Below are 19,699 nucleotides of genomic sequence, written 5' to 3'. Positions count from 1 at the left end.
CGGATAAGTTAGGAGTGAAAGTATGTTTATAGATCAGGTCAAGGTTTATACAAAGGGCGGTGACGGCGGAAACGGTATGGTTGCCTTCCGTCGTGAGAAATATGTACCTAAAGGTGGTCCCGCAGGAGGAGATGGCGGTCATGGTGCAGACGTCATATTCGAAGTGGATGAAGGCTTAAGGACGTTGATGGATTTCCGTTATCAACGTCATTTCAAAGCACCTCGTGGAGAGCACGGGATGAGTAAGAATCAACATGGGCGCAATGCGGAGGATATGGTTGTCAAGGTTCCACCGGGTACGGTCGTGAAGGATGACGATACAGGTGAAACGATTGCTGACCTTGTTCAGCATGGTCAACGTGCCGTCATTACGAAAGGTGGCCGTGGAGGAAGAGGGAATTCCCGTTTTGCGACTCCTGCGAACCCTGCTCCTGAGCTTTCTGAAAAAGGGGAGCCGGGTCAAGAGCGCTATATCGTGATGGAATTAAAGCTTCTTGCTGATGTAGGATTGGTTGGATTCCCTAGTGTCGGGAAATCCACACTGCTTTCCGTTGTTTCAGCAGCTAAGCCTAAAATCGCTTCGTACCATTTCACTACGATCGTTCCGAATCTAGGCATGGTTGAAACGGGAGACGGAAGAAGCTTCGTCATGGCCGATCTGCCTGGATTGATTGAAGGTGCCCATGAAGGTGTCGGTCTCGGTCATCAGTTCCTTCGTCATATTGAACGTACGCGCGTCATCGTGCATGTCATTGATATGAGTGGAATGGAAGGAAGAGATCCATACGAGGATTATCTGACGATCAATGAAGAGCTTAAACAGTACAATCTTCGTTTAACCGAGCGTCCTCAAATTATTGTTGCAAATAAGATGGACATGCCGGATTCGGAAGAGAATCTGAAGATCTTCAAAGAGAAACTTCAGGAAGATTATCCTGTGTTCCCGATTTCAGCAGTTACTCGACAAGGTCTCTCTGAGCTGTTGTATGCCGTAGCGGATAAAGTGGAAACAACTGCTGAATTCCCGATCCATGAAGAAGAAGAGACGGGCATTCACCGCGTTCTTTACAAGCATGAAGAGGAAGAAAGAGAATTCGAAATCACGCGTGATCCTGATGGTACATTCGTGGTCGGTGGTGCGAAAATTGAACGCTTGTTCAAAATGACGGACTTCTCCCGTGAAGACTCGGCAAGACGTTTCGCCAGACAGCTTCGTTCTTATGGTGTAGATGATGCCCTTCGTGAACGTGGTGCCAAAAATGGCGATACGATCCGCTTAATAAAATACGAGTTCGAATTTGTAGATTAAGTTCATCCTTCACCTATTTCAGACAGATAGCAGGTGGCGACTGCCGCTACCTGCTCTACAATAGAAAGCGAAAGCGGTTTTTAAAGGGGCATGCTGCCTCTGACCTCTACAGCTAGATAATTGGAGGAATAGTCATTGGGGAAAAAATTTCAAGAAGGCAAGTTCTACTTGGTACGTGAAGACGTGCTGCCGGAAGCGATGAAGAAAACCCTGGACGCTAAGGAATTAATTGAAAGGGGCAAGGCGGATTCAGTATGGGAAGCGGTCCACCGCGTCGATTTGAGCCGAAGTGCCTTTTATAAATACCGGGATACCGTGTTTCCATTTCACACCGTGGTAAAGGAACGGATCATCACGCTCTTCTTTCATTTGGAGGACCGGTCCGGGACACTGTCTCATTTATTAAGTGAAACAGCCAAGCATGGTTGTAATATTCTAACGATCCATCAGACGATCCCGTTGCAGGGTAGAGCCAATGTGACTCTCTCATTGAACGTGACGGACCTTACGATCGGATTGGAGGACTTACTCTCAAAGCTAAGAAGATTAGAATTTGTGGAGAAAGTAGAAGTGTTGGGTTCTGGAGCCTGACGCTTCTTTTTTTATAAGAAATCCTTCCCCTTTCCACCTATCCGTGTTAGAATGTTCAATAAATTTCAAAAGAGCGAGAGGAAGATCGGATTGAAAATTGCATACTTGGGACCACAGGCTTCCTTTACAGACTTAGCAGTCAAGAAGGCTTTTCCTGAAGAAGAAACCGTTTCTTACGTAACGATTCCCGATTGCATTGAAGCGGTGATCGAGGGTGAAGTGGATTATGCCGTCGTACCTCTAGAGAATGCCCTGGAAGGATCGGTACATATTACCGTGGACTATTTGTTCCACGAAGCGGATCTGGCCATCGTAGCGGAGTTAACGTCTGCGATACAGCAGCACTTAATGGTTCATCCTGACTGGAAAGGAAGTGGAGAAAAATTACAAAAGATTCTTTCTCATTCTCACGCCCTTGCACAGTGCCACAAATTTCTACATAAGCAGTTTCGTGGAACGGCTCTTGAACAAACGACAAGTACGGCTGCTGCTGCTCAATATGTCAGTGAACATCCTGAGACATATCTTGGCGCTATCGGAAACGAGCTGGCAGCAGAGAAATATGGATTGAACATCCTGCACGAAAACATCCATGATTTTGCCTATAACCATACAAGATTCATTGTACTACATAAAACGGTCGATCCTTTGGCCATTCCCCAGGAAAAAAGCATGGAGAAGACGACGTTGATGGTGACCCTTCCGAAAGATCGTTCAGGTGCGCTCCATCAGGTCCTCTCAACTTTCGCCTGGAGGCAATTGAACTTGAGCAAAATTGAATCAAGACCGCTGAAAACAGGATTAGGGGATTATTTCTTCTTAATTGATGTGGCCCATGAAATGGATGATGTCCTACTTCCCGGGGCCATCAGTGAAATGGAGGCTCTCGGCTGCAAGGTGAAAATGATCGGTACATATTCTTCATACTTGCTCGATAAATGAAAAAAGGCAGGATCCTGTTGGATTCTGCCTTTTCTTATGGCCGCTGTCAATGTTCACTCTGAATCAAAAAGCCCGCTTCCTCTAGCGCATGTTCTGCTTTATCAAGTTTTTGCTCCGTTTGGGCCATTAATGTATGTAAATGGACACCATCGGTTAATTCGGAAAGAAAGGCTGCACCTGTTTCTTCAATCTTCTTCATGAATTGCTCGACTTCCTTACGGTTGGATACCATGATGGAAGCGGTAAGGTCGCCGTAAACACCGTGTTCGATCCTGACGTCTTTGACGGTGACTCCGTGATCTACAAGTAAGAAGAGTTCTTCTTCTGATCGATCGGGTGAATGCTTGCAGGCAACCGTCCTTTCTATCAAGAAATCCTTATTTGAGGCAGGCATATACAAATAGCCCTGACTCGTGGCTATAATGGGTTCACCCTTAGCCTTTAGTAGTGTAATGTCACTTACGATTACTTGTCGGCTCACATTGGTTTCCTTGGCGAGGTCACCACCTGTGATCGGTGCCTGCTCCGTGATGAGCTTATCGAGGATGACCTGTCTTCTTTCTTCCCCGAGGATTTTTTTTCCTGCCAACGTTATCTCCTCCGTCCAATTGATATAGGAAATCATACCATAACCGGCGCTTCAAGTTAAGGCTGACGTATGGGCTGCATGGATGTCAGATAATAGGTGCGCGAGTGCCACTGCCTGTTCTGTACTCGTGTCCCTTCCGAATGAAATCCGGATAAATTCTTTTCCTGCTCTTTGACTGACACCCATGCTTTGAAGTGTCTTAGACATATCCTGTGATCCTGCACTACAGGCACTGCCGGTGGATATGCACATGCCGTGCCTGTTGCACTCAAGCATGAGCCATTGCCCCTCGATGCCGTGAACACCAAGGCCGATGACGTGTGGCAATTGAGCATGCATGGGACCTTCATAAAGGGTATAGAGACCTTGTAATCGATCGTTTAGTTGTGTTAAAAAAACCGTTCTCAAATTTTGATAATGAAGTGTTGCAAAGGACTCAATGTGACTCCCTGCAGCCGATACAAATCCCGCTATTCCCGGTAAATTCACCGTCCCTCCCCGGAATCCATCCTCATGGGTCTGACCAGGGATCATGGGGGTGACGCCCAGGGCCGGATTGATATACAGTGCACCGACCCCTTTAGGACCGTAGATTTTATGAGATGAAATGGTAAAGCTGTCGACTGCGGAGGTGAACTCCGTAAGGTCTATTTTCCCGAACGATTGAACCATATCACTGTGAAAGAGGATGTCACGGCTTCTCAGTAAATCCTTGATGGCATGTAGAGGCTGGATCGTTCCGATTTCACCGTTTACGTGGCCGATGCTCACGACGGTCGTTTGGTCCGAAATAGATGCTGTTAATCGGTCAATATCGATTACCCCTTTAGAATCCAGAGGAACCTTCGTCACCGAAAAGCCGAGATCCTGAAGGAAGCCTGCAGAAGAATGCAGGGATGAATGCTCCGCTCCCCCGATGATGATATGTTTTCCTTTCGTCCGTCTACTTAGGGCAAGTGTGACGAGAGCCAGATGGTTCCCTTCCGTCCCTCCGGAGGTGAAGTAGATTCCTTTTGCCGGTACACCGAGCATCGGCGCCAATGTTTCCCTGCATTTCGTAAGGAGATTTTGGGCTTTTCCCCCGATATCGTGAAGGCTGCTCGGATTACCCCAGAACTCTTCACTTACCGTTTGATATATACGTAAACTTTCAGCATCAACAGGAGTCGAAGCAGCGTAATCAAAATAGTTCATCATGTAACCTGCCTTTATTTAAATTATCTGAATATATGAGTCTTGTAAAAAACTCTTGTCATTAGTTTAAATATGTGTAAATATATGTGTCAAGACACCTGTAAATAATCAGGAGGGTTTTTGATGCAAAAAGCCGATATTATTATCGTTGGAAGTGGCATTGCTGCACTGCAATTGGCACGCCGGCTTCAAGATCTTTTTTATGTGATGATTATCACAAAGGATGAGATTAAAAGTGGCAACTCGTACCTCGCTCAAGGAGGTATTGCTGCACCTTTAGGGTTGAAGGATTCTGTCCATGCCCATTTTAAAGATACATTGGAAGCAGGACGCTATCATCAGGATGAAGATGGCGTGAAGCGACTCATAGAAGATGGAAAAAGAATGGTGGAATCACTTGTGAAAGATGGTGCCCCATTTGATCGAAAAGAGAATGGTAGCCTGTCTCTTGGAATGGAAGGTGCCCACAGCGAACATCGCATTCTTCACAGTGGTGGGGATCAGACCGGGAAATACTTAGTGGAATATTTGTTGAATTCCCTTTCAAGGGAAAAGGTCGAATTCGTAGAAGGAGAAATGGTTTACGAGCTTGTCAAGGATGACAGGGGCCAATGCTGTGGGGTGAAAACGAAGGATAAGGAAGATAGCATCCGTCATTATTATGCTCCCCATGTCGTTCTCGCCACTGGAGGGATCGGTGGTATATATCCTTCTACATCCAATCATCCTGCCGTTACCGGGGATGGGATGGCGCTAGCCTTTCTTGCAGGGGCAAAGCTATCAGATATGGAATTCATTCAATTTCATCCGACCCTGCTTTGGCTGAACGGGAAAACATGCGGACTCATCTCAGAAGCTGTAAGAGGAGAGGGTGCCCTTCTCGTAAACGATGGGGGGAATAGGATCATGAAGGGAGTCCATCCCCTTATGGAACTTGCTCCCCGGCACGTTGTGGCTGAGTGCATTTACAAAGAACGTCAGATGGGAAGAAATGTGTACTTGGATATTAGAAGAATAGAAGATTTCCCCTTGAAATTCCCTTCCATTTCCAGTTTATGCTTAAAACATGATATTTCAATCGAGGACGGGATGATTCCTGTTTCGCCAGGTTGTCATTTTATCATGGGAGGTATCGTGACGGATGATGCAGGACGGACCAATGTCCTCGGGCTGTATGCCATTGGAGAGGTTGCGTGCAGCGGTATTCACGGAGCCAATCGACTGGCAAGTAATTCATTACTGGAAGGATTGGTGTACGGTGACCGACTGGGGGATTTCTTACTGGCAAAGGGGGCGGAATGCTCCACTCATCTCACTCCCCCTGTTGATGAAGTGAAAGAGGGAATATCGCTTTCCGTTCCTTTCCAAACGGATGATATAAGAGCAGGAATGATGAATGGTGTTGGAATCATCCGGAATGATGAAGATTTGCTTACTCATTTGAAATGGTTAAAGAATCAGCCGCTTACATTTCAAGAGCACCTGGATTTTAATTCACGAGAAGAAATTCAGACGTACTTCATGTGGATCGTCAGCAGAATGATCACAGAGTCAGCATTATTACGGACTGAAAGCAGGGGAGGACATATCCGGGCGGATTTCCCAAAGGAAAATAACGATGAATGGTTCAAACGAAAAATCATTCTCCAAAACAATGAAGGTCGATTGAGGGTGGAATATCATGAACAAAATGAAACTAAAATCTATGCTTGAAGGGTTTTACCGGGAAGACCTCGGGGACGGGGATCTGTCATCTGAGATACTGTTTAGAAAAGGTCATGAAGGATCCTTTTCCCTTTTGGTGAAAGAGAATGGGATATTTTGTGGCAGGGATGTAGTGGAAATCGGGTTTTCTTTGTTTGACCCTTCGATTCAGGTTCAGTTGTATGTGGAAGATGGGGACTACGTGGAAGAAGGACAAAGGATTGCTGATATTAAGGGTCCCATGGGGGATTTACTGCAAGGGGAAAGAGTAATCCTGAATTTGATTCAGCGCATGAGCGGAATTGCAACAGAAACGCACCGTGCCGTCGAACTGGTAAAGGGCACAGGGGTAAGGCTCTGCGATACGCGGAAAACGACACCGGGATTACGGATGCTTGAGAAGTATTCCGTCAGAATCGGTGGTGGTTTCAATCACCGTAATGGTCTCTATGATGCCATCATGCTAAAGGATAATCATATTTACTTCGCAGGCTCCATCAAAGAGGCAGTCAGGCAAGTGAAAAATCAAATCGGTCATATGGTGAAAGTGGAAGTGGAAATTGAAACAAAAGAGCAGTTGATGGAGGCAATCGAAAGCGGGGCTGATGTCATCATGTTCGATAACTGCAGCCCGGACACAATCAGAAGGTGGGCTCCCCTTGTGCCTTCTCATATTGCTACTGAAGCATCGGGGGGAATTACGAGGGAGAATCTAAGGGCTTATGCGGAAACAGGAGTTCAGTATATCTCCCTTGGATATTTGACGCATTCCGTGAAATCACTTGATATTAGTGCAAAAGCAGGAGTAGGGAAGGGGTTTGAACATGGGATTATTGGATGAATTAACGAAAGAAACGGGCGTTTTACCTGAGTCGATCACGAGCCTTTCTACCGATGAGATGGAAAGCAGAGTAAGGGAAATCAAGCAGCAAATGGGGAAGAAGCTTTTCATACCCGGGCATCATTATCAAAAAGACGAAGTGATTCAATTTGCTGATGCCGTGGGGGATTCCCTTCAGCTCGCCCAAATATCGGCGGAGAATAAGGAAGCGGAATATATCGTGTTTTGTGGTGTGCATTTTATGGCAGAAACGGCCGATATTTTAACGGAAAATCATCAAGCGGTCATTTTGCCTGACATGAGGGCAGGGTGTTCCATGGCGGATATGGCGGATATTTATCAGACTGAAAGAGCATGGCAAAAGCTGATAGAAGTCTTCGGAGACAGTATCCTCCCCCTTACCTATGTTAACTCGACTGCAGCGATCAAGAGCTTTGTAGGGGAAAATGGAGGAGCTACGGTTACGTCATCCAACGCTCATAAAATGGTGAAGTGGGCACTTTCGGAGAAGGAGCGAATCCTATTCTTGCCTGACCAGCATTTAGGACGTAATACGGCTGCCGACCTGGGAGTACCCTTAGATGAGATGGCTGTCTGGGACCCCATTCAAAACGAACTAATTTATGATGGTGACGTTGAACAAGTAAAAGTGATCCTCTGGAAGGGTCATTGCTCGGTGCATGAGAATTTCACAGAGAAGAATATAGAAGACATCCGGCATAATCATCCTGACATGAAAATCATCGTCCACCCGGAATGCCGACGCGAAGTAGTCGAGCAGTCCGACTTGAATGGAAGCACTAAATATATCATAGAAACGATTGAACAGGCTCCACCCGGATCGTCTTTCGCAATCGGGACGGAAATGAATCTTGTCAAAAGATTAATGAATCAGCACCCCGATAAAAAAATCGTTTCACTGAATCCATATATGTGCCCGTGCTTGACGATGAATCGAATTGATTTACCCCATCTCCTTTGGTCATTGGAAAACATAATGGAAGGAAATCCTGAAAATATCATCAAAGTGGATGAAGTTGTTTCAGAAAATGCGATTTATGCATTGGAACGCATGCTGGCCCGTGCTTAAAGCATAGAAGAAATCATATGGAACAAGCTGAAATATACCGTCCCCATCCGAGGGACGGTATATTTTTTTTTGATATCTCATAAGTTTTTATGTAGATGATTAGCAATTTGCCTATCTTGTCATAGGATATATAGACTTATGCCTGAGGAGGGAAACAGAGTGAAAATCCATATTGTTCAAAAAGGGGATACTCTTTGGAAAATCGCCAAGAAGTATGGCGTGAATTTCGAAGAATTAAAACAAATGAATGCCCAGCTTTCAAACCCTGATATGATCATGCCTGGCATGAAAATTAAAGTGCCTACTGCGGGCGGAACCGTAAAGAAAGAGACACAGATCAAATACGGATCCAAGGAAATGCCGAAGAAGGAAATGCCAAAAGCCGAGCATCCTTTCAAGGAACAGAAGCCCATGGCCATGCCAGTGCAAGAAGCAAAGAAAGAAATGCCAAAAGAAGTTCAAAAGCCATTTACGCCTAAAATGCCTCAACCAGTGGTCCCGGAAATTGACATCAATAACTACTACATGATGAACATGGCAAATATGCAAGTTCAGCAACCGAAGCAACAGGCAAAACCAATGCCTAAACCCAAAACACCGCCTAAACCTACCAATGTACTCCCTAAAGCGAAAGAACAGCCAAAGCCAAAACAAGAAGCCGTAAAAGGTGTTCAAGAGGAAGAGAGCTTACAGATGCCATCACAACCACAAGGAGGGAACACCCAGCCTATGTATAATAACCCAAATAATTGTGTACCTGTATCACCTGTCATGCCAGGGTCAGGATTCTGTCCGCCGCACGGTATGCACCCGGGAGCAGGATATGGAATGCCTATGGGCCAAGGAATGCCGATGGGACCAGGCAGTCAGGTACAAGGTGCACAAATGATGCCTGGAATGCAGAACATGCCGATGATGCCACAAATGGGATATGAGGAAGAATCTTCTTCAGTCATGCCTTACATGCCGCATGCACAGATGCCGATGCAAATGCCGATGCAGCAACCAATGCAGCAACCAATGCAAATGCCGATGCAACAGCCGATGGGTCAGCCATCCGGCGTAATGGGTGCATCTGATGAGAACTATCCTTCTGTTCAAATGCCGCAGCAGCAGGCACCGTATATGCCGTATCCAGGAAACTGTTACCCAGTTTCCCCAGTCATGCCGGGACCTGGATTCCATGGTGGCATGCCGGGCGGATATCCAATGGGACCAGGAGGCCAGGTACAGGGAGCAATGTCTGAAGAGTCTCCAAGCGGTTATCAAATGCCGATGGGTCAGCCGACTGGAGTGATGGGAGCCCAAATGCCGATGGGTCAGCCATCCAATGTAATGGGAGCTAGTGATCAAGGCGATTGCGGATGTGGCGGTCCTCAATATGGTCCAATGATGCATCAACCAATGATGCCACAGCAAATGCCACAAGGAATGCAACAGCAGCCAGGATTCGGTCCAGGAATGATGAACCAGGGAATGCCGGGTCAAGGAATGCAAGGGATGCAAGGGATGCAAGGGATGCCTGGTCAGGGAATGCCAATGTGGCCACAGGGTCAAGGAATGCCAATGGGACCTCAAGGTCAGGGAATGCAGATGGGATCACCGGGAATGTTTGGTCCAAGAGCATTTAGCATGCCAAATTACAATGACGATGATTTTGAGGGATAATATGCTCGCACGAGGGGACGATTATTCACATCGTCTCCTTTCTTTTTTGCAATATAAATTAAAGGATCCCGGTGCATCTTTGAAAAGTATAAAAGAAGGAAAGTGGATGCTTAAAAGCCATGGCATGAAGTGGTTTGTGAAACGTTTTCCCAGCCAATTGAAATTCTTGCTCCAGGAACGGTTGATTTCAACCCTGATACGGGAAAGGTTCTATCATGTGCTTCCGTTTCATCCTATTCATGACAAAGAGATATTATTATTTGAAGGAATGCCAATCGGAATCACGACATGGTTGGATACGGCTGGTCCAATCAGCTATGATCAACGTAATGACCGGGAAGACACATTAATGGTTTTGAAGAAATTCCATGCTATTTCCAAAACAATCAGGGGTTCCTGGACAGAAGAGGTCCCACAGTATCGATGGTTAAAAAAATGGAAAAAGCGAATGCTGCAGTTTCAATATAATCTTCCCTACTTACAGGCATTCATTCAGCCTTATTATTTGTATACTTATTTAGAATGGGGCAGATGGGCATTAAAAGAAATGAAATCCATCGGTGTCCATGAAAATAGTGACTGCATCACTCATGGAGATGTGGCGCATCATAATTTCTTGAGAGGGAAAAACGGGATTGTGTACTTAATTGATTTTGATCTTATGTCCCGTTCTACGGCCATGACGGATGATCTTCAATTTTGCAACCGGATTTCCCCTTATTTAAATTGGTCATTGAGTGAAATCAAAAAGATGACGTGCTTTGATTCCTATCATGATAACCTGATTTTTTATATTGGATTGATGTATCCATCGGATGTATTTAGGGAATGGAATCGATTCATCAGGGAAGATCAATATTACAAGCAGAATGTGTGGGGATATTTAACGGATTTGACTCTTCAACAATTCCACATGAGGATGCAATTCAATCAGGAGCTACATGGGGAAGTGAAGAGAATCAATAGCCAATTGTAGGGGATGTCTCCAAACATTGTTCGAATGATTTGATTCCTCTTTTCACAACCTAATGGTGAGCAGATATTATGCTCAAAGTTTGGGTTGAAGGAGGAATCACCATTGAATAAACGATTATTCATGGTACCGTTAACAGCCGTCATGACCCTGGGTCTTGCTGCATGTAATAGTGGAGAAGAAAAAGCTCAAGACCGTTATACAGACTCCTACGAGCCACTCGGCTTCTACTCCAACGATGGACACGGGGGAGACAACCGGGATGAGAGGGACGGACCTCTAACTGAAATGTATGATCATTCTGTTGGAAAAGAAGGGCAGGATATCCGTCAGAAGAAGCGCCAATTCTTACAAGTGAGAGATGAGAGCGGAAATCCAAAGAATCCTTCACGGCCGCTTGCCAATTATGATGAGAATTTCTTAGCAAGGGATGGCCGTGCGAGCCACGGAGATGCCAATTATCACGGTCATCTTGATGATAATACCCGTGACGCAAGGAGATCGTATTATACAGCATATGAAGGAGATCTGGCTGAGAAGATAGGGGACGTGACAGGGAATGTCAAGAATGTCAGTGATGTTCGTGCCGTCGCCTATGGTTCGGATGTCCTCATAGCAATAGAAGTGGATGACCATAGTAAAGCCGAGGAAACAAAAGCCCGTGTGAAAGAAGCAGTACAGCCTTATCTCCATGGAAGAACGGTTTCTGTGGTGACAGATGAGGGAACATTCAGTCGGGTGAGAAACATTGATAATGATTTACGTGACGGTGGTCCAAGGGAAGCAATCAACTTTGACATTCATGATATGTTCCGATCAGTGAAGGACCGCATGAGCCGTTAATGAAAGTGGGCTGCTTAAAGAAACGTTTCTTTAAGCAGTCTTTTTTTTTGAAATCCGGGAAAGTCCGTCCCTAAAAAGTTTGAAGGAGTTTGGATATTCTTAACAGGCTTTGGCAAGACTAGTGGATAGAGATTTACATAAATCAAGTTCGAGGTGATCACGATGACGATGAAGGTTCGAATCGTGTTTATGGTGTTGTTGTTAGTCGGTGCATTTTATTTCACGTTTTTTTATACGGAGGAAAAGCAGGCTGCTGACGGCAGTTCCCTGGAGACACTGAACGATACGCCTGCTGAGGTCGCATCTGCCCATACGGTCACGGTTATACTGGAGAGAGTATATCTGGATGGTGAAGTGAGCGAGGAAATCGTTCAGGAAACGATTTGGAGCATGGAAGACTTTTGGGCTGCATATGATGATTGGCAGCTGATGGATATGACGGAAGAACAAATCGTGTTCCAGAAAAAAATGGATGATATTTCACCCCTTTTAAAAACCAATGGATACTTCGGTATATCAGATAAAGGTGTACTGTCTATATTCAACGGCAAACCTGGACAGGCGGAGATCATTCAGTCCTTCTTTCAGATAGACGTAGAGAAGCTTGAGAGTAAACGCCATGATGATCTTGTCAAAGGCATCCCCATCAAGTCGAAGCAGGAGTATGAAGAGGTGCTCGAACAATTTAAGGCCTATTCCGTTCCTAAATAAGAATGAAAACCAGTGCATAGATCACTGGTTTTTTTATTGCTGAATTTCCCCTGCCCAAGAATAACGATATTTGTTAAAATTAGAACAAGTGTTTCTCTTTGATCTCTCTTTCCCATCCCTTTAAATAGTGATATGATACAATAGATTTTATATGTCCATTGGATGGTGGATGAGTGACGAAACAGTGAGATGTAAATAGGGAGAGAATGGAATGTATGAATATATAAGAGGGACAGTCAGTCAAGTGGGTCCAGAATACGTAGTGGTGGAGAATAATGGAATAGGCTATCAGTTGTATACAGCCAATCCTTTTGTTTATTCAAAATATCAGAATCAAGAGATTCAGATTTTTACATATCAGCATGTGAGAGAAGATCTTATTGCCCTTTACGGGTTTCTTGCCATTGAAGAGAAGCTGCTATTTATGAAACTATTAAATGTTTCAGGGATTGGTCCAAAGGGAGCTTTGGCGATTTTGGCATCAGGTGCCCCTCAGCAGGTGATTTCAGCCATCGAAGAAGAGAATGAAAGCTTCCTGACAAAGTTTCCCGGTGTCGGGAAGAAGACTGCCCGTCAAATGATCCTGGATCTAAAAGGAAAGCTTCAGGATGTTGTTCCGGATTATTTTCCCAGTCTATTTTCGAATCATGAGGAAACAGCAGTATCAAGCGTGAAGGACGAGGCCTTTGATGAAGCAATCCTTGCCCTTAAAGCCCTTGGCTACTCTGAACGTGAAATAAAGAAAATCACTCCTAAATTGAAAGGGGAAGGGCATTCTTCAGACGAAATCATCCGAAAAGCCCTTCAACTTCTATTGAAATAAAGCCAAAGGAAGGAGGAAGTCTAAATGGAAGACAGAATCGTATCAGGCGAATCAGAATTAAATGAAGATTCCTTTGAATATTCCTTGCGTCCTCAGACAATAAAACAATATATAGGGCAAGATAAGGTGAAGCATAATCTGGAGGTTTTCATCGAAGCGGCAAAAATGCGGGAGGAAACTCTCGATCATGTCCTGCTTTACGGTCCACCCGGGTTGGGTAAGACAACCCTTGCCGCGGTCATAGCCAATGAAATGGGAGTGAATCTGCGGACCACTTCAGGACCTGCCATCGAGAGGCCGGGAGACTTGGCAGCGGTACTGACGGCACTTGAGCCTGGTGATGTATTGTTCATCGATGAGATCCACAGGCTGCCCAGGGCCATAGAAGAGGTTCTTTATCCGGCCATGGAAGACTTTTGTCTGGATATCGTCATCGGGAATGGTCCCAGTGCACGATCAGTCCGTTTGGATCTCCCTCCTTTCACGCTGGTGGGGGCGACGACCCGTGCCGGCGCACTGTCGGCTCCGCTTCGAGATCGATTTGGTGTTTTATGCCGGTTGGAATATTATAATGAAGAGCAGCTGAACGAAATTGTTCAGCGGACCGCTGCCATACTGAACACGAAGATCGAAGCGAAGGCTTCTGAAGAATTGGCCCGGAGATCAAGAGGGACACCCCGAATCGCGAATCGATTACTCAGAAGGGTAAGGGATTTTGCCCAGGTGAAAGGGAATGGTGATATTACCACCTCACTTTCAAGGGAAGCCCTGGAACTTCTTCAAGTCGATAAGCTGGGTCTTGATCATATCGACCATAAGCTTCTTAAAGGAATCATTGAACGCTTCAGGGGAGGACCTGTGGGGCTTGATACCATCGCTGCAAGTATCGGTGAGGAGTCCCATACGATTGAAGATGTTTACGAACCGTATCTATTACAGATCGGGTTCATCCAGAGGACACCAAGGGGAAGGGTCGTCACACATCTTGTATATGACCATTTCCAATTGGAGGTGCCGAACAAATGACCGGATTGCCCAAGTTCGTCATGATCATCGGTGGAATCATACTGGTGATTGGCTTCCTCATGCAATTCATTAAAATAGGGAAGCTCCCTGGTGATATTATCATCAAAAAAGAAAACACAACATTTTATTTTCCACTTATGACTTCTATTCTGATTAGTGTTATACTTTCCGTTATCTTTTATATAATCGGGAGATTCAAATAGGACTCAATAGTGAGATTTACATAAGCTAGGTGAAAAATGGTGAAAGTAGAAGATTTTGATTTTCATTTACCTGAAGAACTAATTGCCCAGACCCCTCTTGAGAACCGCTCCGAGAGTAGATTGATGGTGCTGGATAAAGAAGATGGTTCCATGGATCATATCCGTTTTAAACAAATTACCGATTACCTGGAAGAAGGGGATTGCCTCGTCTTGAATGATACACGGGTATTGCCGGCTCGTCTTTTTGGGCAAAAAGAAGGTACAGGGGCCAATATAGAAGTGCTCCTCTTAAAACAGGAAGATGGGGACCAGTGGGAGACCCTGGTGAAGCCGGCTAAACGGATCCGGGTCGGAACGGAGATCGTGTTCGGTGACGGGAAGTTAAAAGCAACCTGTGTCGATATGAAAGAACATGGCGGGAGGATCCTTGAATTCTCGTATGAAGGGATTTTTTATGAAGTGCTGGATGAATTGGGGGAAATGCCTTTGCCTCCATATATCCGGGAACGCCTGGAAGAACAGGACCGCTATCAAACAGTGTTTGCCAAAGAAAGAGGTTCAGCTGCTGCTCCAACCGCGGGCCTTCACTTTACCGAGGAACTGTTGGATGAGCTGAGGGATAAAGGTGTTCATATTGCATTCATTACTCTGCATGTTGGCCTCGGAACCTTCAGACCGGTATCTGTGGACACAATCGAGGAACATGACATGCATGCTGAGTTCTATCAGGTTTCTGAGGGGACTGCCCGCCTATTAAATGAAGTAAGGGCAAATGGAGGGCGCATCGTTACAGTCGGAACGACATCCACCCGGACACTTGAGACCATTGCTTCAAAACACGGCACGTTCGTGGAAGAGAATGGCTGGACGAATATATTCATCTATCCTGGATACGAGTTTAAAGGGATCGATGGTCTGATTACGAATTTCCATCTGCCGAAGTCGACCCTGATCATGCTGGTCAGTGCGTTTGCAGGTCAGGAAAACGTGATGCATGCCTATGAAACGGCCGTTAAAGAGAAGTATCGCTTCTTCAGCTTCGGCGATGCCATGTTGATTAAATAATGATTGAAATATAAGAAAACCCAATGGAAATTGGAAGGAGAATTCCCAAGTTGACTGCAATAAAATACGAATTGATTAAAACATGTAAACAAACCGGTGCAAGATTGGGCCGGGTCCATACACCACACGGTTCATTTGAAACCCCTGCCTTCATGCCTGTGGGGACGATGGCTACGGTGAAAACGATGTCCCCTGAGGATCTGAAATCCATGGAATCCGGCATCATCCTTAGTAATACCTATCATCTTTGGCTACGTCCGGGCCATGAAATCATAAGAGAAGCGGGGGGCCTTCATAAATTCATGAACTGGGATCGTGCCATCCTGACCGATTCAGGCGGCTTCCAAGTGTTCAGTTTAAGTAAGCTTCGCCAGATTGAAGAGGAAGGGGTCCATTTCCGTCATCATCTGAACGGGGATAAACTTTTCCTCAGTCCGGAGAAAGCGATGGAGATTCAGAATGCATTGGGCTCGGATATCATGATGGCATTCGATGAATGTCCACCTTACCCTGCAGAATATGACTATATGAAGAGTTCTGTGGAGCGCACCTCACGTTGGGCTGAACGCTGTCTGGAAGCTCACCAGCGACCACAGGATCAAGGGTTATTTGGAATTGTACAGGGAGGGGAATACGAAGAATTACGTAAGCAAAGTGCCCGCGATCTTGTTTCCATGGACTTCCCGGGTTATGCCGTCGGTGGACTTTCTGTCGGAGAGCCTAAGGACGTCATGAACCGTGTACTTGATTTCACGACTCCTCATCTTCCTTCAGATAAACCTCGATACCTTATGGGAGTTGGATCTCCGGATTCATTGATCGATGGTTCAATGCGAGGAATCGATATGTTCGATTGCGTGCTTCCAACCCGAATTGCCCGTAATGGTACCCTTATGACAAGTGAAGGGCGTCTTGTTGTGAAAAACGCCAAATTTGCAAGGGATTTCAGGCCGATAGACGAAAATTGTGACTGCTACACGTGTAAAAATTACAGCCGTGCCTATATCCGTCATTTAATCAAATGTGACGAAACGTTCGGAATTCGCCTTACGACTTATCATAACCTTCATTTTCTGTTAAAATTGATGGAGCAAGTCAGACAAGCGATTCGTGAAGATCGTCTAGGAGACTTTAGGGAAGAATTTTTCGAGCAGTACGGCTTCAACCGTCCAGATGCGAAAAACTTCTAAAAAAGCATGCTATAAATAATTCAGTGAAAGGAGGGGAAAAGAATGGGAGGAAGTTTAGGAACAATACTACCTTTGATTTTAATGTTTGTTCTGTTTTATTTTTTACTGATCCGTCCTCAGCAAAAGCGTCAAAAAGCGATCTCAAAAATGCAAAATGAGCTTGCGAAGGGTGATAGAATCATCACGATTGGCGGTTTACACGGATCAATCGATGCCATTGAAGAAGGTAAAATAGTCATCCTTTGTGGTGACGGCAGCCGTCTTACATATGATCGTAATGCGATCAGGGAAGTCGTTAGAGCTGAGCAGGTTTAATTAAAAAGGGTTCCTCATCATCGTGCCTCGGCACTTTGAGAGGAACCCTTTTTATTTCTGTTCTAATCTTCTCTTGTACCGCCACTCATATTCACACCAAGTATTCCTCCCATCATGGCTGTGAGGATGTAGCAGCCGTGATAAATAAGCTGTTCCATTGAAAAGAGGCTGTCATAACCGAGGTATTGAAATAAGAAGATGACAAGCGTATAAATGAGTCCTGTCGACCCTCCCAGCATCCATCCTTTTGTTTTTCCCTTTCCACCTGACATGAATCCACCAACAAACAATGATAGGAACGAAATGATGGTGACAAATAGCGTGATGGAGCTTTCGGTAAGATTAGTGAACCTGAGCAGTAAAGAGAATAATAAGCTTGCAACAATCGCTATGACAAATATGGTAGTCGCTCCATAAAGGACGGCACCACCCATTTTTTTTGCTTCGATGACGGTCCTCTCCCTTCTATCTCGATAATTTTATTCCGTATTAGTACAAGCATATTCCTGTCCATTGTAAAAAAGACTAGAAATTTTCAGTGGTCAAGCCTCATAGACTAGTATGAAACTTCCTTTTAGGATAAGGAGTGAGTGACCATGTCCCCGATGATTGTATTGATTGTATTCGTTACTGTTTATATGCTTTTAATGACTGAAAAGTGGAATCGTGTACTTGCTGCCATGGCAGGTGGGGTCGCCATGCTTCTGATAGGCGCATTTCCAATTGAAAAGGCTCTATTCACCTACATTGATTGGAAAACCATTACTCTTTTGTTTTCCATGATGCTGATCGTAACGATCACAAGCAAAACGGGGGTATTCGAGTTTATTGCCATTAAGGTCGCCAAATGGGTGAACGGGAATGGGCTGGCGCTCCTAATCGTGTTTTCTTCTCTCGCTGCAGTGGGTTCGGCTTTTTTGGCAAACGTCACGATTGCCATGCTGCTGGTACCGATCCTTTTCAAACTGACCAGGCTTCTTGAACTTCCGCCCATCCCTTTTCTGATCATGACGATCCTTGCCTGTAATATAGGCGGGACGGCAACGCTTATTGGTGATCCCCCTAATATGATGATCGGCCAGGCAGTGAAGCACTTTACGTTCAATGCCTTTCTGGAAAATTTGTTACCTGTCGTTTTGATGGTCTATGGTGTGACACTTTTGATCATGTGTGTCCTGTACAGGGAAGTGCTTCATGTGAAAGAGGATAGGAAGCTGTTGCTGAAGGGCATTGATCCTGCCGAGTATTTAAAGAAGAATAGGGGATTGTTCCAGTCCATATTTGTACTGGCATTGGTTCTCGTGGGGTTTTCAGTGTATCCAATTTTTCACCTTGATGTGACCACAGTATCCCTGGCGGGGGCCGTCCTGCTCCTCCTGCTCCTGGAGAAAATTCACCCGCCTGAATCGGTCCTTAGAGAGGTGGAATGGGGAACGCTCTTTTTCTTTATGGGCCTGTTCCTACTTGTAGGGGGGATTGAAGAGGCAGGATTCATTGATGAAATCGCACGTGAAATACTGCGGGCGACGGATGGGGATATGAAGAAAACGGCGTTTGTCATCCTATGGGGAACCGGCTTACTTTCTGCAGTAGTGGATAATATCCCGTTTGTGGCGGCCATGATTCCCGTCATTCAGGAATTCGGTGAGTTCGGCATGGTCAATATGGACCCATTATGGTGGTCATTGGCTCTCGGGGCTTGCCTTGGTGGGAATGGGACGCTTCTTGGGTCTTCTTCTAACCTGGTCATCGCAGGACTTGCATCGAAGGAAAATGTACATATCAAATTTTATCAATATTTGCTTATCGGTGTTCCCGTCACAATCATATCCCTTGCTGTTTCCACACTCTATGTGTATTTCAAGTATATTCGCCCGTTTCTTGGTGGATAAATATTCCTCCGATTTATTTTGTCCTTCTGTCGATACTACATAATGACATGTGTAGGGAGGGAAAAGCAATGGAGGAATACGTTATCATCATTGCACGCACTCTTTTTCTTTATTTTTTGATCATATTCATATTCCGAATCATGGGTAAGAGGGAGATCGGGGAATTAAGCATTCTGGATCTGGTCGTATTCATGATGATTGCAGAGATGGCGGTCATGGCCATCGAACAGCCCGATGACCCGATCATTCATACGGTTCTTCCTATGGCGGTCATCGTCCTTATACAGATTCTGTTTGCATGGTTTTCCCTGCGCTCTAAATCCTTCCGGGAGTTATTGGACGGAAAGCCCTCCGTCATCATTCATAATGGAAAAATCGATGACAAAGCCATGAAGAAACAGCGGTATAATTACGATGATTTATTACTTCAGTTAAGGGAAAAGGATATCTTTAATCTGGCTGATGTTGAATTCGCCATATTGGAACCTTCGGGGAAATTATCGGTGTTAAAGAAAGATAAAAAGACTCCTCACTCCCTTACCCTGCCTTTGATCCTGGATGGGCAGGTCCAAACCACCCATCTTGATATGATCGGCAAAACAGCCTTTTGGTTACGGAAGGAATTGAGGGAACGGGGGTTCAAAAACATTCAGGAAATCTCCTTTTGCAGCTTTCAAAATGGACAGTTTTATATTGATGAAAAAAACCAGTAATAAAAAATACTCCTTAA

21 protein-coding genes are annotated in these 19,699 nt (G+C 45.2%); 18 read left to right on the top strand and 3 right to left on the bottom strand.

Annotated features, from left to right (window positions below; genetic code table 11):
• The first annotated feature begins 22 nt into the window (after nt 1-22).
• The 3 genes from obgE (at nt 23) to pheA (ending at nt 2,842) form a co-directional block, all read left to right on the top strand.
• Entirely contained in the window at nt 23-1,309 is a 1,287-nt protein-coding gene (gene obgE / locus SLH55_RS00890; protein WP_098353282.1) for a GTPase ObgE, read from the top strand.
• A gap of 135 nt (nt 1,310-1,444) precedes the next feature.
• Nucleotides 1,445-1,900 carry an ACT domain-containing protein gene (locus SLH55_RS00885; protein WP_044339521.1) on the top strand — a complete coding sequence of 152 codons (456 nt, stop codon included), beginning with the start codon at nt 1,445-1,447 and terminating at the stop codon, nt 1,898-1,900.
• 90 nt (nt 1,901-1,990) lie between these two features.
• Entirely contained in the window at nt 1,991-2,842 is an 852-nt protein-coding gene (pheA, locus tag SLH55_RS00880; protein ID WP_320322303.1) for a prephenate dehydratase, read from the top strand.
• Nucleotides 2,843-2,888: 46 nt separating this feature from the next.
• Here pheA and SLH55_RS00875 read toward each other — a convergent pair whose 3' ends face one another.
• Complete coding sequence (locus SLH55_RS00875) at nt 2,889-3,431, bottom strand: transcription repressor NadR (RefSeq protein WP_257474931.1); 543 nt, start codon at nt 3,429-3,431, stop codon at nt 2,889-2,891.
• 51 nt (nt 3,432-3,482) lie between these two features.
• Nucleotides 3,483-4,625 (bottom strand): IscS subfamily cysteine desulfurase, encoded by a 1,143-nt coding sequence (locus tag SLH55_RS00870; protein WP_320322302.1) that lies wholly within the window; start codon nt 4,623-4,625, stop codon nt 3,483-3,485.
• Nucleotides 4,626-4,748: 123 nt separating this feature from the next.
• Here SLH55_RS00870 and nadB point away from each other — a divergent pair, with 123 nt between their 5' ends.
• From nadB to yajC, 13 genes are all read left to right on the top strand, one after another.
• Nucleotides 4,749-6,338, top strand: a complete 1,590-nt coding sequence (gene nadB, locus SLH55_RS00865) for an L-aspartate oxidase (protein ID WP_320322301.1) — start codon at nt 4,749-4,751, stop codon at nt 6,336-6,338.
• Complete coding sequence (gene nadC / locus SLH55_RS00860) at nt 6,307-7,170, top strand: carboxylating nicotinate-nucleotide diphosphorylase (RefSeq protein WP_320322300.1); 864 nt, start codon at nt 6,307-6,309, stop codon at nt 7,168-7,170. The genes nadB and nadC overlap by 32 nt, the downstream gene beginning before the upstream one ends.
• The gene (gene nadA, locus SLH55_RS00855; RefSeq protein WP_320322299.1) at nt 7,154-8,260 is read left to right on the top strand and encodes a quinolinate synthase NadA; all 1,107 of its coding nucleotides are present in this window, start codon (nt 7,154-7,156) and stop codon (nt 8,258-8,260) included. Before nadC ends, nadA begins: the two co-directional genes overlap by 17 nt.
• A gap of 159 nt (nt 8,261-8,419) precedes the next feature.
• Nucleotides 8,420-9,928 (top strand): SafA/ExsA family spore coat assembly protein, encoded by a 1,509-nt coding sequence (gene safA, locus SLH55_RS00850; protein WP_320322298.1) that lies wholly within the window; start codon nt 8,420-8,422, stop codon nt 9,926-9,928.
• A 106-nt stretch (nt 9,929-10,034) separates the two neighbouring features.
• On the top strand, nt 10,035-10,904 hold the full coding sequence (locus tag SLH55_RS00845; protein ID WP_320322297.1) for a phosphotransferase: 870 nt from the start codon (nt 10,035-10,037) through the stop codon (nt 10,902-10,904).
• Nucleotides 10,905-11,006: 102 nt separating this feature from the next.
• Nucleotides 11,007-11,744, top strand: coding sequence for a YhcN/YlaJ family sporulation lipoprotein (locus SLH55_RS00840; protein ID WP_219166844.1), 738 nt, complete (start codon nt 11,007-11,009; stop codon nt 11,742-11,744).
• A gap of 162 nt (nt 11,745-11,906) precedes the next feature.
• On the top strand, nt 11,907-12,455 hold the full coding sequence (locus SLH55_RS00835) for an intercompartmental signaling factor BofC (RefSeq protein WP_219166845.1): 549 nt from the start codon (nt 11,907-11,909) through the stop codon (nt 12,453-12,455).
• Between the two features lie 211 nt (nt 12,456-12,666).
• Complete coding sequence (gene ruvA, locus SLH55_RS00830) at nt 12,667-13,278, top strand: Holliday junction branch migration protein RuvA (RefSeq protein ID WP_226673235.1); 612 nt, start codon at nt 12,667-12,669, stop codon at nt 13,276-13,278.
• 24 nt (nt 13,279-13,302) lie between these two features.
• Nucleotides 13,303-14,304: a Holliday junction branch migration DNA helicase RuvB gene (gene ruvB / locus SLH55_RS00825; RefSeq protein WP_219166847.1), complete on the top strand. Its 1,002-nt coding sequence runs from the start codon at nt 13,303-13,305 to the stop codon at nt 14,302-14,304.
• Complete coding sequence (locus tag SLH55_RS00820; protein ID WP_219166848.1) at nt 14,301-14,507, top strand: DUF2905 domain-containing protein; 207 nt, start codon at nt 14,301-14,303, stop codon at nt 14,505-14,507. The genes ruvB and SLH55_RS00820 overlap by 4 nt, the downstream gene beginning before the upstream one ends.
• Nucleotides 14,508-14,546: 39 nt before the next feature.
• Nucleotides 14,547-15,572 carry a tRNA preQ1(34) S-adenosylmethionine ribosyltransferase-isomerase QueA gene (queA, locus tag SLH55_RS00815; protein ID WP_320322296.1) on the top strand — a complete coding sequence of 342 codons (1,026 nt, stop codon included), beginning with the start codon at nt 14,547-14,549 and terminating at the stop codon, nt 15,570-15,572.
• 50 nt (nt 15,573-15,622) lie between these two features.
• A complete protein-coding gene (gene tgt / locus SLH55_RS00810; RefSeq protein ID WP_226673232.1) occupies nt 15,623-16,762 on the top strand; it encodes a tRNA guanosine(34) transglycosylase Tgt in 1,140 nt (379 codons plus the stop codon).
• 42 nt (nt 16,763-16,804) lie between these two features.
• The gene (yajC, locus tag SLH55_RS00805; RefSeq protein WP_219166850.1) at nt 16,805-17,077 is read left to right on the top strand and encodes a preprotein translocase subunit YajC; all 273 of its coding nucleotides are present in this window, start codon (nt 16,805-16,807) and stop codon (nt 17,075-17,077) included.
• 62 nt (nt 17,078-17,139) lie between these two features.
• Here yajC and SLH55_RS00800 read toward each other — a convergent pair whose 3' ends face one another.
• On the bottom strand, nt 17,140-17,511 hold the full coding sequence (locus SLH55_RS00800) for a TIGR04086 family membrane protein (protein WP_219166851.1): 372 nt from the start codon (nt 17,509-17,511) through the stop codon (nt 17,140-17,142).
• Nucleotides 17,512-17,673: 162 nt separating this feature from the next.
• Here SLH55_RS00800 and SLH55_RS00795 point away from each other — a divergent pair, with 162 nt between their 5' ends.
• Both SLH55_RS00795 and SLH55_RS00790 read left to right on the top strand, forming a co-directional pair.
• Nucleotides 17,674-18,969: an ArsB/NhaD family transporter gene (locus SLH55_RS00795; RefSeq protein ID WP_320322295.1), complete on the top strand. Its 1,296-nt coding sequence runs from the start codon at nt 17,674-17,676 to the stop codon at nt 18,967-18,969.
• A 68-nt stretch (nt 18,970-19,037) separates the two neighbouring features.
• On the top strand, nt 19,038-19,682 hold the full coding sequence (locus SLH55_RS00790; protein ID WP_219166853.1) for a DUF421 domain-containing protein: 645 nt from the start codon (nt 19,038-19,040) through the stop codon (nt 19,680-19,682).
• Nucleotides 19,683-19,699: the final 17 nt, after the last annotated feature.

It is taken from the genome of Rossellomorea sp. YZS02, from assembly GCF_033963925.1.
In the GTDB taxonomy this organism is placed as follows: domain Bacteria; phylum Bacillota; class Bacilli; order Bacillales; family Bacillaceae_B; genus Rossellomorea.
The sequence above is the reverse complement of the archived record's forward strand: the minus strand, read 5'-3'. Positions and strand labels throughout refer to the sequence as shown.

Excerpts from the sequence above, each read along its gene's own strand:
- SLH55_RS00845 (WP_320322297.1), top strand. The coding sequence starts at position 10,035 with ATGCTTAAAAGCCATGGCATGAAGTGGTTTGTGAAACGTTTTCCCAGC.
- SLH55_RS00835 (WP_219166845.1), top strand. The coding sequence starts at position 11,907 with ATGACGATGAAGGTTCGAATCGTGTTTATGGTGTTGTTGTTAGTCGGT.
- nadB (WP_320322301.1), top strand. The coding sequence starts at position 4,749 with ATGCAAAAAGCCGATATTATTATCGTTGGAAGTGGCATTGCTGCACTG.
- ruvA (WP_226673235.1), top strand. The coding sequence starts at position 12,667 with ATGTATGAATATATAAGAGGGACAGTCAGTCAAGTGGGTCCAGAATAC.
- yajC (WP_219166850.1), top strand. The coding sequence starts at position 16,805 with ATGGGAGGAAGTTTAGGAACAATACTACCTTTGATTTTAATGTTTGTT.
- SLH55_RS00795 (WP_320322295.1), top strand. The coding sequence starts at position 17,674 with ATGTCCCCGATGATTGTATTGATTGTATTCGTTACTGTTTATATGCTT.
- nadC (WP_320322300.1), top strand. The coding sequence starts at position 6,307 with ATGAACAAAATGAAACTAAAATCTATGCTTGAAGGGTTTTACCGGGAA.
- obgE (WP_098353282.1), top strand. The coding sequence starts at position 23 with ATGTTTATAGATCAGGTCAAGGTTTATACAAAGGGCGGTGACGGCGGA.
- SLH55_RS00790 (WP_219166853.1), top strand. The coding sequence starts at position 19,038 with ATGGAGGAATACGTTATCATCATTGCACGCACTCTTTTTCTTTATTTT.
- nadA (WP_320322299.1), top strand. The coding sequence starts at position 7,154 with ATGGGATTATTGGATGAATTAACGAAAGAAACGGGCGTTTTACCTGAG.
- SLH55_RS00870 (WP_320322302.1), bottom strand. The coding sequence starts at position 4,625 with ATGAACTATTTTGATTACGCTGCTTCGACTCCTGTTGATGCTGAAAGT.
- SLH55_RS00800 (WP_219166851.1), bottom strand. The coding sequence starts at position 17,511 with ATGGGTGGTGCCGTCCTTTATGGAGCGACTACCATATTTGTCATAGCG.
- SLH55_RS00820 (WP_219166848.1), top strand. The coding sequence starts at position 14,301 with ATGACCGGATTGCCCAAGTTCGTCATGATCATCGGTGGAATCATACTG.
- ruvB (WP_219166847.1), top strand. The coding sequence starts at position 13,303 with ATGGAAGACAGAATCGTATCAGGCGAATCAGAATTAAATGAAGATTCC.